We start from the raw sequence: 13,704 nt of genomic DNA on the forward strand, positions 1-13,704 counted from the left end.
GCTCCGGATGGCCGCGATTTTTTCTCACCATGGCCGGGAACCGGTATCCGCGCTTTGCGCGAGCGCAAAGCCGCGTCCGCCGATCCGGGTTATCTGAATTCATTCCGTGATTTGCCGCGATGTCTCGCGCGCGGCGGGCATTTACGAATGGGTAACTTATGAGAGCTGATCTTGCGGCGATCTACGGCGAGGAACGCCTGCCACGCTATACCAGCTATCCGACCGCACCGCATTTCACGCCGGCGATCGGTCCGGACGCCTATGCCCGCTGGCTGGCGGAGCTGCCCGTGGCCGCCAGCGCCTCGCTCTATCTGCACGTGCCGTTCTGCCGCGAGATGTGCTGGTACTGCGGCTGCCATACCCAGATCGTCCGCCGCGACGAACTGATCGCCGGCTACCAGCGGACGCTACGCAGAGAGATCGCGCTGACGGCCGAAACCATCGGCCACCGCATCAAGGTCGAGCACATTCATTTCGGCGGCGGTACGCCGACGATCATGGCGCCGGAGGCCTTTGCCGAGCTGATGGCGACGATGCGCCAGGAATTCTTCGTGCTGCCCTCGGCGGAAATCGCGGTCGAGATCGATCCCCGTACATTGAGCGCGGACATGGTCGAGGCGATGCGGCTCTCCGGCGTCAACCGCGCGAGCCTCGGCGTGCAGAGCTTCGACCCGGTGGTGCAGCGGGCGATCAACCGTGTGCAGAGCTTCGCGCAGACGGCCTCCGTGGTCGAGATGCTCCGCGGCGCTGCGATCGAGGGTGTCAACTTCGACCTGATCTACGGACTGCCGCACCAGACAGTGGCTTCGTGCCTGGAGACGGTGCGACGCAGCCTCGCGCTTTCACCCAGCCGCTTCTCGGTGTTCGGCTATGCTCACGTGCCATCCTTCAAGAAGCACCAGCGCATGATCAATGAAGGCGTATTGCCCGACGGCCTTGCGCGCCACGACCAGGCCTGCGCCATCGCCAATGCCTTGAAAGAGGCCGGCTACGTGCAGATCGGGCTCGATCATTTCGCGCGGCCCGACGATGCCATGGCCGTGGCGTTCGAGCAGGGCACGCTGCGGCGCAACTTCCAGGGCTACACCACCGACCGGAGCGAAGTCCTGCTCGGCTTCGGCGCCAGCGCGATTGGGCACCTGCCGCAGGGCTATGTCCAGAACGAGGTGCAGATCGGCGCCTATTCGCAGAGCATCGCTGCCGGCCGCCTCGCCACCGCGAAGGGTTACGGCCTCACCGATGACGACCGGCTGCGCGCCGACATTATCGAACGCATCATGTGCGAGTTCGGTGCCGATCTCGGTGACATCTGCGCGCGCCATGGCGCGGAGGCCGGCGCCATGCTGAAATCTGCCTCGCGTCTGAAGCCGCTGATTTCCGACGGCGTCGTGAGGGTGGAGGGCGATCGACTCGCTGTCGCCAAGGACTTGCGCTTCCTGGTCCGCAGCGTCGCCGCTGCGTTCGATGCGCATCTGGATCCAGGCAAGCAGTTGCACAGTCGGGCGGTGTAGCCCCCCGTCATTCCGGGGCGCGCCTCTTGGCGCGAACCCGGAATCCATTTCACTGCACTGGTTGCTGCTCGATGGATTCCGGGTTCGCGCTACGCGCGCCCCGCAATGACGAGCCAGCTTGCGCTCCAACAAAGAAACTCGGTCCCGCGTCGCTATCGTCGATCGGAATGGAGTTGTCCATGTCCTTCCGATCCGACGATCTGGTCGATGACATCATGCATTCGGCGCCGCACACGATCCGCGTGTTTCTCGCCTTCAGGATGGCTTGCGTCGGCTGTCCGATCGCGACCTTCCACACGGTCGATGACGCCTGCCGCGAGCATGGCATTGACCGCGACAAGTTCCTCGCCGCGCTGATCGAGTGCGTGCCGGCGTGAAACGATCAGGAATCGCGCAGGTGTGCGTGGGTTCCCGGATGATGAGCGCGCTTTCGCCGTAAGCGGAAGCGCGCCTCATCCCTGACTTGAGCAGAGAGGTGTCTCTCACGCCGTGCCGCTGTCGACGCTCCGCTCCGCCAGAACCACAATCTTGTGCGGCTCGCGCAGAATGATGCGCTGGCGGCCGCTCTCGACCAAGCCCTGGCTCTCCCAGCCGCTCAGGATGCGGCTGACGGTGTGCAGCGTGGTGCCCGTCATCTGCGCGATGTCCTGGCGGCTGATCGGGAAGTCGATCTCGATGCCGTGGTCGAGCTTCTTGCCGGATTGCTTGGCGAGGCGAAGCAGCGCGTGCGCGACGCGTTGCTCGACCTGCTGGGTCGACATTTCCAGGATGCGGGTGTGACTTTCCTGCAGCCGCGTGCCGACGGTCTGGAGCGTGTTGGCGGCAAGCGCCGGAAACCGCTCGACCAGCCGCGGCCAGGCCGAAGTCGGCCAGATCAGCACGACGCTGTCGTCGACCGCCATGGCCGTCGCCGGATACCGCGCGGCTCCGATCGCCATCGCGAGCCCGAACGTCTCGCCGGGCGTGACATAGCGCACCACGATCTGCTCGCCGGCAGGTGTGGTCTTGGCCGCGCGGACATGGCCGTGCAGCAGCAGGAAGAAGGACTGCGCGTCCGCCCCCTGCTCGAAGATCGCACTGTTCTTGGGATAGCGCGCCGAGCGGGCCTCACGCAGGATCTCGTCGAGAGCTTCCGGCGTCATCCCCGCAAACAGCGGCAAATGCGCAACCAGCGATGTGTCGACCTTGGCCATTCTGCCTCCCCTGGCATCAGGGAGTGTGATGGCACCTGCAATCGTCAGGTAGTTTGCGTTAGCGCAAAACGAGGCCGCCCGGTGGCAGTATTTTTCCAAGCAACAGTCTGATTTGATTGGAGTTGACCCATGGCTGGCGCCCGATCCCGCAACTTTACGGGCTGGCCGCTGTTTGCGAACAGCTTTCGCCCCTTTTTCCTGCTCGCCGCAATCCAGGCGGCGTTGTCGATCCTGGTCTGGCTGCCGATGTTCTACGGCGAATTGTCGGTGAGTTCCGCATTCGCGCCGCGCGATTGGCACATCCACGAGATGCTCTATGGCTTCCTGCCGGCCGTCATCACCGGCTTCCTCTTCACCGCCATCCCGAACTGGACGGGGCGCCTGCCGATCCAGGGCGCGCCGCTCGCAGGCTTGGTGACGGTCTGGCTTGCCGGACGCGTCGCGGTGACGCTGTCGGCGAATACCGGTTGGACGTTTGCACTGGTCGTCGATGCCGCGTTCCTGGCATTGGTCGTTGCCGCCGCAACGCGCGAGATCATCGCGGGCGGCAACTGGCGCAACCTGCCGGTGGTGGGGCTGGTGCTGGTTCTGCTCGCCGGCAACGTCGCCTTCCATGTCGAGACGCATTACGCAGGCGCGGCCGACGTCAGCATCCGCGTCGGCATCGGCGTGGTCGTCCTGCTGATCGGCTTGATCGGCGGCCGCATCATTCCGAGCTTCACCCGCAACTGGCTGGTCAAGTTCAATCCCGGCCGCCTGCCGGTGCCGTTCGGACGATTCGATGGCGCGGTGATCGGCTTGAGCGCGCTGGCGCTGATCGCATGGATCGCGGCACCGCTGAACATGATCACCGGCGTCGCGATGGCGGCAGTCGGCGTGCTGCATCTGGTTCGGCTTGCACGCTGGGCCGGCGACCGCACCACGCGGGAGCGGCTGCTGCTGATCCTGCATGTCGGTTATGTCTTCGTGCCGCTCGGCTTCATCCTGAACGCTGTGGCCGCCTTCGGCGAGCTGCCGCCGAGCGCCGGCATCCATGCCTGGATGGCGGGTGCTGCGGGAACGATGACGCTCGCGGTGATGACCCGCGCCAGCCTCGGCCATACCGGACAGGCGCTGACGGCTTCGCCGGCGGTCCAGGCAATCTATGCTGCAATCGTCATCGCGGCTCTGGCCCGAATCGGTGCCGTCGTGTTGCCCGCGTATGGCGACGTGCTGCTGTACGTCGCTGCCTGCGGCTGGATCCTCGCCTTCCTCGGATTTGCCGTCGCGTTCGGTCCGCTGCTCGCCGGCAGCGGGCGGCGGGCGCTCGCCACGATGGGCGTGCCCGCCCCCGCGCGCTGAAGTCAGGCTGCACTTGCCGAGGGCGGTGCGGAGCGAGGCCGCACGCCCTTGCGCCAATCGGTGATGGTGCAGCCGAAGCGGCCGCGAAACCAGCGCGCCATGGCGCTCTGCGCGGAGAAGCCGAGCTGCACCGCGATGTCGGCCAGCGGCCGGGCGGGATCCTCGATCAGCTGGAGCACGAGATCGGCGCGCTGCGCGTCCAGGATGGCCGAGAAGCTGGTGCCCGATGCGGCGAGGCGGCGGTGGATGGTGCGGCGGGTGCAGGCCAGATGCTCGGCGACGCGCTCGACCGTGCAATCGCCGCTGGCGAGCAGGGTCCGCACCACCTCATCGACCTTCGCCTCCCAGCTTGCCGGCCTGCTCTCGATCGCCTCGATCCGCTTGCGCAAGTAACTCGCGATCAAGGGATGCGCGCTTGGGATCCGGCGCTGCATGTCGTGCGCCGACAACAGGATCGCATCGTCGTCCGCATTGAAGATCACCCGGCAGCCGAAGAAGTCGCGGTAACGCTTGCGGTCGAGCGGCGGCGGGTAGTGCAGATGCACTTCCAGCGGCCGCCAATCGCCTCCGAACAGCGACTGGATGATGCGCTGAACGCTGCCGAGCGCCATGTCGATCGACTGCCGCGGCGCGCGCGGCTGCCGGCCGCGCAAATGCAGCGTGATGGTCACGGTCCGCTCGTCACGCGTGACGTCGAGCCGCATGCCGTCGTGATGGATATGGATGAAGCGCGAAAACGCCTCGATCGCTTCGCCGACGGTCGCCTGTTCGCGCACGATCAGGCCGACCGCGCCGAAATTGGTGAGGCCGCCGCGCTCGGCGAGACGCAGGCCGAAATCCTCTGCACCGGACGCCTTTGCCGATAGTTCGAGCAGGCGGCGCAGGCCGGTGACGGCGATGGGGATGTCGGGCTGGTCGAGGCAGGCCAGCGGGAGCCTGACCTTGCGCATCATCTGGCTGGGGTCCAGCCCGACCGACCGCGCGACCTCGGGGTAACAGCTCAAGCCTGCGCTGCGAATGAGGTCGGTCATGCAAACCGTTCCTGCCAGCCATACCCGCAGATGTCCCGAAATGTAAAGTTTCTGTCTCAATACGTCAAATCGGGGAACCCGGTGGCGCATACATAAGGAAAACCGATGCACTGGCGTGAATGCCGTGCGCATTGACGGCGGGCGCGACGGGGCCCGGCCGTCTCGGGCCATTTGACCAAGACATTGCTGGATCGGGACTATGCCGGGGAACATGCATTCCAAGGGCGAGGTATTCGTCATCGACACTGACGCCGCCTCCCGCGAACAACTTTCCGCCGCGCTCGAACAGAGCGCCTATGACGTGATCTGCTTTGCCGATGGTGCCTCTCTGCTCTCGGAAGCCAAGACGCGGATGCCGGCCTGTGTGCTGCTGGAGATGCCGCCGGATCGCTCCGCTCTCGAGGTGCTCAGGCAGCTGCGCGAGGAGAATTGCATGGCGCCGGTGCTGGTGACGTCGGCGAATGGCAGCATCGCCATGGCGGTTGACGCCATCAAGAGCGGCGCGACCGACTTCATCGAAAAGCCGTTCCGCACCCACGACATCGTCAACCGGATCGATGCCGCCATCGATCAATTCGCGCGACCCGGGGCGATCGGGCAACGCTGGCTGCCGGGCTGTGAGCCTCTGACCGCGCGCGAAGCCGACGTGCTCGAGCATCTTGCCGCCGGCCTCACCAACAAGGGGATCGCCCGGCGGATGCATCTGAGCGCGCGGACCGTCGAAGGTTACCGCGCCGGCGTCCTGAAGAAGGCCGGCGCCAAGAACGTGACCGATCTGCTCCGGCGCATTTTCGGCCAGGGCTCTTAGGCCCAGGCCTGAAGCCGCCCGGACCACCGAGCGTTCCACAGACATGGTGCCGCCGCGGCGGCGCCCCACGGAAGTCTCAATCGAACCGGTTCCTTCCCTGCCGCGTCCAACCACGATGGCGAGGCATCTCATCGCGCGCGTCCGGCTGGCGGCGCGGCGATACCGGCAGGAGGGACTTTATGCGCATCACCGCAAGATATTTGGCAACCACGGGCCTGGTCCTGGTGACCACGGCGCTCGCATCGCCGTTATGGGCGGCCAATGTGGACGCCAATTCGACGATCGACACGGTCACCGTCTATCCCGACGGTGCCACCGTCACCCGCGTCATTTCGCTAGATCTCGCCTCCGGCGATTCGACATTGGTGGCCAAGGATTTTCCGCTCTCGCTCGATCCATCTTCCCTCCGCGTCGAAGGCGAGGCGGGCGCCAAGCTCACCATCGGCACGATCGATGCACGCCCACCGAAGGCCGCGCCGCCGGTCAACCTGCCCGAGCTCGACAGGCGCATCGAAGCGCTGAGGGATCAACGGGCCGACCTGCAGGGTGCGATCGACTCGGCCAATGCCCGGCGCAAGTTCGCGCAGCATTTTGCCGAGGCGTCGCCGGCCGGCCTCGGCGAGAAGGGCGAGGCGCGCCCGATTGCTGAATGGCGCGCGGCCTTTGCCGCGGTCGCCGAGGAGATCGCGACCGCCGACAGCGCAATTCGCGATGCCACGCGAAAACAGCGCGAGCTCGACCGCCAGATCGCGCAACTGGAAGCCGAGCGCTCGGCCAAGCCGCCGAGCAAGCTGGAAGTGCGGATCGACGTCGCCTCGGCCGCCGCGACCAAGGCGACGCTGCGCGTGACCTATGCGGTGCGCAACGCGCGCTGGGTGCCGCTCTACGATGCGCGGCTCGATACCGGCGCCAAGGATCGCAAGCCGCAGCTCGAACTGGTTCGTCGCGCCGAGGTGACTCAGGCCACCGGCGAGGACTGGTCGAACGTGACGCTCGGCGTCTCCACCGTGCGCATCAGCCGCGGCGGCAGTGCTCCGGAGCTGCATTCGCTGATCGCGCAATATCCACAAGTGCCGAAGCCCATGGCCCTTGGCACGGCCTCGGATCTAGCGCGGCCTGCGCCAACTGTTCGCCAGCGCTCGTACGAGCCCATGTCCAAGGCTGCCGAAGCGACCGAGTTGCGCGAGCGCGCCGACGAGCAACAGGCCGTTGCCGAGATCGGCGATTTCCAGGCCACCTTCAGGATTCCCGGCCGCGTCAGCCTCGGCGCCGCCGACGGTGCCAAGAGCCTACGTATCGCTTCGGTGAATGTGCCCGCCGATCTCGCGGTGCGCGCCGCGCCGGTGCTGGATCCGACCGCATTCCTGGAAGCCAGCTTCAAACAGACCGACGACACGACCCTGCTGCCGGGCAAGGTCGCGATCTATCGCGACGGCACCTTCGTCGGCCGCGGCAAGATCACGGCGTCCACCAAGGACGACATCGTGCGGCTCGGGTTCGGCGCCGACGACAAGGTCAAGATCGAACGCGCCGTGCTCAAGCGCAACGAAGGCTCGGCAGGCCTCCTGGTCACGACGTCGAAGACCGACGAGCGTTCGTTCAAGACCACGATCCGCAACGGGCATGATTTTCCGATTCGCGTCGCGATCGAGGATCAGCTGCCGGTCAGCGAGAACGAGGACATCGTCGTCGAGATGCTGCCCTCGAGCACCCAGCCGACCGCCAACAACATCCGCGACAAGCGCGGCGTGCTGGAATGGTCGTTCGACGCCAAGCCCGGCGAGGCCCGCGACATCAACTTCGCCTGGCGCATCCGCTGGCCGAAGGACAAGAGCATGGTGATCGTCCCGGCGGGCTGATTTCCTGCACAGGTGGCGCAGCTTCACCTCGCCCCGCTTGCGGGGAGAGGTCGGGTTGCATCGAAGATGCAATCCGGGTGAGGGGGTACAGGTCTCTCGACCATCTCGCGTGTGGAGAGAGGCCCCTCACCCCAACCCTCTCCCTGTAAGAACGGGGCGAGGGAGCGCACCTTCACCGTGGCGGCAGTTCAGCTTGCCCCGCAGCCCGCATCGACTGCGGCAGCACATACGGCACGCCGTCAACCTGATGCACGACCGCGTCGATCTCGAAAATATCCCGGATCCTCTCGCGCGTGACGACCTCGGCGCGCGGACCGTCCGCGGCGAGCCTGCCGCCGGCCAGCACGACCAGCCGGTCGGCAAAGCGGATCGCGAGGTTGAGATCGTGCAGGATCGCGATCACGGCGGTGCCGGCTGCCGCGCGGCGGCGCGCCGCCTCGACGAGGTCGATCTGGTGACGCAGATCGAGGCTCGATGTGGGCTCGTCCAGCAGCAAGAGCCCGGGGCCGTGCTTGGCCTCGCCGCAGGCGAGCTGCACCAGCACGCGGGCGAAATGAGCGCGCTGCTGCTCGCCGCCCGACAGCGTCGGCAATTGCCGCTCGCGGAAATGCGACAGTCCGACCTCGTCCATCGCGGCGTCGACGAGCGGGCCGGCCTCGCGCAAGCTGCGCTCGCCCGCGCCCATCAGCACGATCTCCTCGACGGTGAAGGGGAAGGTGACGTTGATGTGCTGAGACAGCATCGCACGGCGCGCGGCGAGCTCGCGCGGCGCGAAGCTGCCGATGTCGCGCTGCTTGAGCCGCACCTCGCCGGCGCTCGGGCGGAGATCGCCGGAGAGCAGCCGCAGCAGCGTCGACTTGCCGGCGCCGTTCGGGCCGATGATGGCGATCATCTCGCCGGCCGCAACCGTCAGGCCGACGCCGTCAAGCAATGTCGCGCGGCCGGCGCGCTTGCCTAGGTGTCGTGCATCGAGCACTGCGGTCATAGCGCGGCGAGCCCGCGCTGCCGCAGCAGGATGAAGAGAAAGACGGGTGCGCCGACGGCCGCCGTCAGGATGCCGATCGGCATCTCCGCGGGCGCCACGATGGTGCGCGCCAGCGTGTCGGCTCCGACCATCAGGATCGCGCCTGATAGCACCGAGGCCGGCAACAGCAGGCGATGCGCCGGGCCGATCACGAGACGGAGCAGATGCGGCACGACGATGCCGACGAAGCCGATCACGCCGCTGATCGACACCGCGACGCCGGTCATGGCCGAGACCATCACGATCGAGATCCGCTTCAGGCGCTCGACGTCGACGCCGCCGTGAAAGGCGTCGGCCTCGCCGAGCACCAGCAGGTCGAGGCCGCGCGCGATGAAGACGCAGCCTGCGAGTCCGGCAATGAGCACCGGCGCGAGCACGGCGGTCTTGGTCCAGGTCGCGCCGCTCATCGAGCCTAGCATCCAGAACGTGATGTCGCGCAGCTGACGGTCGTCGGCGATGAATACCAGGAGGCCGATGCCCGCATTGGCGATCGCGGTGATGGCGACGCCGGCGAGCAGGAAGATCGCGATCGAGGTGCGTCCCGAGCGGCTGGAGATGCCGTAGAGGATTGTGGTGGTCGCCAGCGAACCCGCGAAGGCTGCGAGCGGCAACAGCTCGGTCTGGAGAACGCGCAGCGCCTCGCCGAAGCGGGAATCGGTGAAGACGATCGCGCTCGCGGCTGCGAGCGCGCCGCCGCTGGAGACGCCGACCAGGGCGGGATCGGCGAGCGGGTTGCGAAACAGCCCCTGCATGATCGCGCCGGCCGCGGCAAGCAGGCCGCCGATCATCGCCGCCGCCGCGATCCGGGGAATGCGGATCGACCACAGCACGAGCTGGTCGCGGGCCGTCATGGCCGTGTTTTCGCCGGCCAAGCCCAGCGCGGCTGGCAGCCGGGAGAGCGGGATGCCGGCGGCGCCGACCGTCAGAGCGGCGATCGCGGTGACCAGGAGCACCACGAGCAGAAGGGGAATCGCGAACGATGCTGCTCGCCGTCCCGCGCTGTGTCGCGGGCTCCGTGTTTCGATCCCGGCGGCCACGCTCATTGCCGGCAATTCGCCGTCGACAGCGCCGACGCGAACGCGCCGCCCTCGGCCAAGGCCGGATAGAGCTTGACTGAGAGATCGCGCGCCGCTGCCGCGGTGCGCGGCCCGAAGCCGAGCAGATAAAGCCCATCCATGGTGATGAAGCTCTTGTTGGCCGCGACCGGCGTCAGCGCAAAGCCGGGGTGCGTGTAGACTGCATCGGCCTGCAGCGAATCCTTGCCGCGCTCGATCGACAGCACGACATCGGGCTTTGCGGCCACGATCGCCTCGTCGCTGATGACCTTGTAACCATCGTAATCCTCGACCGCGTTGGCCGCGCCCGCGAGCTGGATGATCTCATCCGCCGCGGTCTTGTGGCCCGCCACCATCGCCCGCCCGTTCTGGAGCGACATCACGAACATCACCCGCACCGGCTTCGTCACCTTGGCGCGCAGGGCACGGAGCTGTGCAAGATCGGCGCCGACCGCGGCGCTGAGACATTCGGCACGCGCATCGACGCCCATGGCGTGGCCGACCAGCTTGATCTTCTCGATCAGGCCTTCCTCGGAAAAGGTCTCGGGCACCAGCACCAGCGGCACCTTCGCCGTCTCCAGGATGTCCATGGTCTCGCGCGGGCCCGAGCCCTGGATCGCCAGGATCAGCGTCGGGTTGAGACCGAGCACGCCTTCGGCCGAGATCTGGCGCACGTAGCCGACATTCGGCTTGTCTTGCAGTGCCGCCGCCGGATAGAGGCTCGTTGTGTCGACGCCGACCAGCCGGCTTTCCAATCCCAGCGCATAGAGGATCTCGGTGATGGCGCCGCCGATCGACACCGTGCGGGCAAAATCGGTAACAGTGACGTCGCGATTGCGCGCGTCATGCACGGTGATGCCCGCGGCGTGCGCAGCAGACGCGAACGCGAGTCCGCCGGAGAGCAGGAGACGGGCGAGGGTGCGGCAACATGTCATTGCAGTTACTTCGTCAGGATCAGCTTGTTCTGCGAGGTCAGGCGGAGACGATAGCTGTCCTCGCCATGCGCAATGATGATCTCGCGCTCGGCGGCAAACAGCTCGCGGCTATCGATGCGGCTGCCGCGCATGGTGAGAGTTCGCGTTGCTGCAGAAGGGCTTTGTGCCGGTCCTGCCGCGCTGCCGCTGCTGTCTCCTGATGTGGCTGACATTGTCGGTGTGATGCGCTTTCGAAAGCTGAAGTACCGCCCGTTTGTACAGGTGGCGCCAAGCGCATTCCAACCATCGCAGTTTACAATCGATATAAACTGTAACCCGATGTCATTGACCGTCAGAGTGTTGCCACGTAACGATTTCTCACAGCGGGGAACTCGCCCGCCTCTTGAGACAATCAGCCAGCCAGTCGCTCGCGTTGCGAGCGCGCGCCAGCCAGACGACATCAAAAACTAAAGTGAAGTGCAGGCTGGGGCTGATATGGCTGACGGGGCTAGGTATTCGCGCGCCCTGATTTTGGGCGCGTCGGTGGTTTCAATTGCGGCAATGACGGCGGAGGGCAGTCTCGCGCAGACCGCATCGCCGCAGAGTGAAAACGCGTCGTCGGACAGGCCGAAGCAGGCCAAGCGTAAGCCGGCGCCGCAAGTTGCGCAGCAGGCCGCGCCGGAGGTGATGAACGCCCGCGCCCAGGCCGGCGGCGCAGCGCCGGTGCAAACGCTCGATGCGATTACGGTCGCGGCAACGAAGACCGAGGAGCGTGCCGTGGATGCGCTGGCACCGGTCAGCGTCGTGACCTCGGCGCAGATCGAGGGACGTCAGGCCAGCACGGTTGGTGACCTCATCTATAATGTGCCGGGCGTATGGGTTCAGAATCGCGGCGACGAGCCGTCGACCTCGATCAACATTCGCGGCCTGCAGGATTTCGGCCGCGTTGCTGTCGTCGTCGATGGCGCGCGGCAGAACTATCAGCGCACAGGCCACTTCGCCAACGGCTCCTTCTTCCTCAATCCGGAGCTGATCAGCGGCATCGACATCGTGCGCGGCCCGACCGCGAACATCTACGGCTCCGGCGCGATCGGCGGCGTGGCCTCGTTCCGCACCAAGGACATCGAGGATGTCGTCCGTGTGGGTGAGCGCTGGGGCGTCGATGTCAAGACTATCCTTGGCAGCAATTATGGTCGCGCGCTCGGCTCGGCGTTCGGCGGCGTGCACGTCAATCCGAATGTCGACGTGTTCGCAGGCGGCACTTATTCGGCGCAGGAGAGCTACAAGGACGGCACCGGCTTCGAGGTCGCCAATACCGGCAATCGGCTCAGCAGCGGCATCGCCAAGCTGACGGTGCGGCCGGCGGACGGCCACGAGGTCAAGCTCGGCGCCATCTTTCAGGAAGACATCTACAGCCTGGGCCAGCCGCCGCGACGCGCCGGCGATCCCAATTCGACCAATGCGAACGGCACGAACAATCTGAACGGCACGTCCATCTACGCCTCCAACGTGAAGAATTACACCACGACGCTCGGCTGGAAATATTCGCAGCCGGATGATCAGTGGTTCGACTGGGATGCGAAGATCTACTGGAATCGCACCGAGAACGACCAGACTAAGACCAGGCACACCACCACGACGCCGTCAGTTTATTGCGGTGGCGTGCCGGGCAATGCCGTTTCGGGGTGCATCGGGAGCAACCGCGGATATCTGCTCGATACGATCGGTATCGACGTGCACAACACGACACGCTTCGAAACGGGAAGCTGGCGCCACGCGGTGACTTACGGTCTGGACGCCTTCCAGGACAAAGTATCTACCCAGGATAGGACGGGTACCGGCGAAGTGACGACGCCGGGCGGCCAGCGCACGGTGTCTGGCGGCTTCGTGCAGTGGAGGGCGAACTACACCTCGATGCTCGAGGTGATCGGTGCGCTCCGTTACGACAATTATCAGCTTTCCTCGGCATCCTCGTCGTCGGGCGGCGATCGCCTCTCGCCGAAGATCACCGTTGCTCTCGTTCCGACCGCGGTCGTGACCCCCTATGCCAGCTACGCGGAAGGCTATCGGGCGCCCTCGATCACGGAGACGCTGGTGAGCGGGCCACATGCCGGCGCGACGGTCAACGACTCGTTCTTCCGCTGTCCGTCTGGCACGCCGGGACCGGGCGCGGATTCGACCTTCTGCTTCGTGCCCAATCCAAACCTGCGCCCCGAGGTCGGCAAGAACAAGGAGATCGGTTTCAATATCAAGAAGAACGATCTGTTCACGGCGGGCGACACGCTGCGCGGCAAGATCAACGTGTTCCGCAACGACATCAGCGACTTCATCGATCAGGTCGCTTACGGAAACCCGCTCGTGGTCCCGACCGGGCCGCCTCCGGCACCTTCGATCACGGTGCTCCCGTTCCTGCAGTATCAGAACGTGGCGTCCGCGCTCATACAAGGCGTCGAGGCCGAGGCGATGTATGACGCGAACCTGTGGTTCTTCGGCCTCTCCGGGACCTATCAGAGCGGAAAGAATCTGCAGACCGGCTTCGGCCTCTACAGCATTCCGCCGCAGAAGATCACGACGACGGCCGGCGTGCGTCTGCTCGACCGCACCCTCATCCTTTCGATGATGTGGACGTCGGCAATCGCCAACTACGACATCCCCAGGACCTACACGCCCGCGACGTCGTACGATCTCGTCAATCTTTACGCGCAGTATCACCCGACGCCCGATCTCACGCTCAACTTCTCCGTCGAGAACCTCTTCAATCGCTACTATCGTCCGTACGCCATTCCGGTCGGTAGCACGGGCGACACGCAAAACGACGTGAAGTGGGCGAGCGCCGGTGCTGGGCTCGTGATCAAGGGAGGTCTCAAATACCACTTTGGCGGCACCTGAGCGAGACACCGCAGGTTATGCCTTGCTGATCTCGAAGGCCACGCTGATGCGTCAGCGTGGCTTTCGACCCGTTCTGAAA

12 protein-coding genes are annotated in these 13,704 nt (G+C 65.8%); 6 read left to right on the forward strand and 6 right to left on the reverse strand.

The annotated features are described in order from the left end of the window. Nucleotides 1-158 precede the first annotated feature (158 nt). Entirely contained in the window at nucleotides 159-1,511 is a 1,353-nt protein-coding gene (hemN, locus tag I6F09_RS10160; protein WP_225187977.1) for an oxygen-independent coproporphyrinogen III oxidase, read from the forward strand. A gap of 179 nt (nucleotides 1,512-1,690) precedes the next feature. Further along, complete coding sequence (locus tag I6F09_RS10165; protein WP_035998817.1) at nucleotides 1,691-1,888, forward strand: DUF1858 domain-containing protein; 198 nt, start codon at nucleotides 1,691-1,693, stop codon at nucleotides 1,886-1,888. Nucleotides 1,889-1,993: 105 nt separating this feature from the next. Here the strand turns inward: I6F09_RS10165 and I6F09_RS10170 are convergent, their stop codons facing one another. Then, complete coding sequence (locus tag I6F09_RS10170) at nucleotides 1,994-2,704, reverse strand: Crp/Fnr family transcriptional regulator (protein WP_036021991.1); 711 nt, start codon at nucleotides 2,702-2,704, stop codon at nucleotides 1,994-1,996. 129 nt (nucleotides 2,705-2,833) lie between these two features. Here I6F09_RS10170 and I6F09_RS10175 point away from each other — a divergent pair, with 129 nt between their 5' ends. Next, the gene (locus tag I6F09_RS10175; protein WP_225137479.1) at nucleotides 2,834-4,045 is read left to right on the forward strand and encodes an NnrS family protein; all 1,212 of its coding nucleotides are present in this window, start codon (nucleotides 2,834-2,836) and stop codon (nucleotides 4,043-4,045) included. Nucleotides 4,046-4,047: 2 nt separating this feature from the next. Here I6F09_RS10175 and I6F09_RS10180 read toward each other — a convergent pair whose 3' ends face one another. Next, entirely contained in the window at nucleotides 4,048-5,076 is a 1,029-nt protein-coding gene (locus tag I6F09_RS10180) for an AraC family transcriptional regulator (RefSeq protein ID WP_225187978.1), read from the reverse strand. Nucleotides 5,077-5,275: 199 nt separating this feature from the next. On the opposite strand from I6F09_RS10180, the gene I6F09_RS10185 reads away from it, so the two are divergent. Both I6F09_RS10185 and I6F09_RS10190 read left to right on the forward strand, forming a co-directional pair. Continuing rightward, nucleotides 5,276-5,884 carry a response regulator gene (locus I6F09_RS10185; RefSeq protein ID WP_225187979.1) on the forward strand — a complete coding sequence of 203 codons (609 nt, stop codon included), beginning with the start codon at nucleotides 5,276-5,278 and terminating at the stop codon, nucleotides 5,882-5,884. 179 nt (nucleotides 5,885-6,063) lie between these two features. Beyond that, nucleotides 6,064-7,743: a mucoidy inhibitor MuiA family protein gene (locus I6F09_RS10190; protein WP_225187980.1), complete on the forward strand. Its 1,680-nt coding sequence runs from the start codon at nucleotides 6,064-6,066 to the stop codon at nucleotides 7,741-7,743. A gap of 172 nt (nucleotides 7,744-7,915) precedes the next feature. On the opposite strand, the gene I6F09_RS10195 is transcribed toward I6F09_RS10190, so the two are convergent. Genes I6F09_RS10195 through I6F09_RS10210 form a run of 4 tightly spaced genes read right to left on the reverse strand, consistent with a single transcriptional unit; the run spans nucleotide 7,916 to nucleotide 10,969 of the window. Continuing rightward, nucleotides 7,916-8,728, reverse strand: coding sequence for a heme ABC transporter ATP-binding protein (locus tag I6F09_RS10195; RefSeq protein ID WP_225126265.1), 813 nt, complete (start codon nucleotides 8,726-8,728; stop codon nucleotides 7,916-7,918). Next, a complete protein-coding gene (locus I6F09_RS10200; protein WP_036041109.1) occupies nucleotides 8,725-9,810 on the reverse strand; it encodes an iron ABC transporter permease in 1,086 nt (361 codons plus the stop codon). The genes I6F09_RS10195 and I6F09_RS10200 overlap by 4 nt, the downstream gene beginning before the upstream one ends. Further along, nucleotides 9,807-10,757 (reverse strand): hemin ABC transporter substrate-binding protein, encoded by a 951-nt coding sequence (locus I6F09_RS10205; RefSeq protein ID WP_225187981.1) that lies wholly within the window; start codon nucleotides 10,755-10,757, stop codon nucleotides 9,807-9,809. The genes I6F09_RS10200 and I6F09_RS10205 overlap by 4 nt, the downstream gene beginning before the upstream one ends. A 5-nt stretch (nucleotides 10,758-10,762) precedes the next feature. Further along, on the reverse strand, nucleotides 10,763-10,969 hold the full coding sequence (locus tag I6F09_RS10210) for a hemin uptake protein HemP (RefSeq protein ID WP_036022033.1): 207 nt from the start codon (nucleotides 10,967-10,969) through the stop codon (nucleotides 10,763-10,765). Nucleotides 10,970-11,231: 262 nt separating this feature from the next. Here I6F09_RS10210 and I6F09_RS10215 point away from each other — a divergent pair, with 262 nt between their 5' ends. Next, on the forward strand, nucleotides 11,232-13,625 hold the full coding sequence (locus I6F09_RS10215; RefSeq protein WP_225187982.1) for a TonB-dependent hemoglobin/transferrin/lactoferrin family receptor: 2,394 nt from the start codon (nucleotides 11,232-11,234) through the stop codon (nucleotides 13,623-13,625). The last annotated feature ends 79 nt before the right edge of the window (nucleotides 13,626-13,704 follow it).

Origin of the sequence: Bradyrhizobium sp. IC3195 (assembly GCF_020193585.1) — a bacterium.
Taxonomy (GTDB): Bacteria; Pseudomonadota; Alphaproteobacteria; order Rhizobiales; family Xanthobacteraceae; genus Bradyrhizobium; species Bradyrhizobium yuanmingense.

Excerpts from the sequence above, each read along its gene's own strand:
- hemN (WP_225187977.1), top strand. The coding sequence starts at position 159 with ATGAGAGCTGATCTTGCGGCGATCTACGGCGAGGAACGCCTGCCACGC.
- I6F09_RS10165 (WP_035998817.1), top strand. The coding sequence starts at position 1,691 with ATGTCCTTCCGATCCGACGATCTGGTCGATGACATCATGCATTCGGCG.
- I6F09_RS10170 (WP_036021991.1), bottom strand. The coding sequence starts at position 2,704 with ATGGCCAAGGTCGACACATCGCTGGTTGCGCATTTGCCGCTGTTTGCG.
- I6F09_RS10175 (WP_225137479.1), top strand. The coding sequence starts at position 2,834 with ATGGCTGGCGCCCGATCCCGCAACTTTACGGGCTGGCCGCTGTTTGCG.
- I6F09_RS10180 (WP_225187978.1), bottom strand. The coding sequence starts at position 5,076 with ATGACCGACCTCATTCGCAGCGCAGGCTTGAGCTGTTACCCCGAGGTC.
- I6F09_RS10185 (WP_225187979.1), top strand. The coding sequence starts at position 5,276 with ATGCCGGGGAACATGCATTCCAAGGGCGAGGTATTCGTCATCGACACT.
- I6F09_RS10190 (WP_225187980.1), top strand. The coding sequence starts at position 6,064 with ATGCGCATCACCGCAAGATATTTGGCAACCACGGGCCTGGTCCTGGTG.
- I6F09_RS10195 (WP_225126265.1), bottom strand. The coding sequence starts at position 8,728 with ATGACCGCAGTGCTCGATGCACGACACCTAGGCAAGCGCGCCGGCCGC.
- I6F09_RS10200 (WP_036041109.1), bottom strand. The coding sequence starts at position 9,810 with ATGAGCGTGGCCGCCGGGATCGAAACACGGAGCCCGCGACACAGCGCG.
- I6F09_RS10205 (WP_225187981.1), bottom strand. The coding sequence starts at position 10,757 with ATGACATGTTGCCGCACCCTCGCCCGTCTCCTGCTCTCCGGCGGACTC.
- I6F09_RS10210 (WP_036022033.1), bottom strand. The coding sequence starts at position 10,969 with ATGTCAGCCACATCAGGAGACAGCAGCGGCAGCGCGGCAGGACCGGCA.
- I6F09_RS10215 (WP_225187982.1), top strand. The coding sequence starts at position 11,232 with ATGGCTGACGGGGCTAGGTATTCGCGCGCCCTGATTTTGGGCGCGTCG.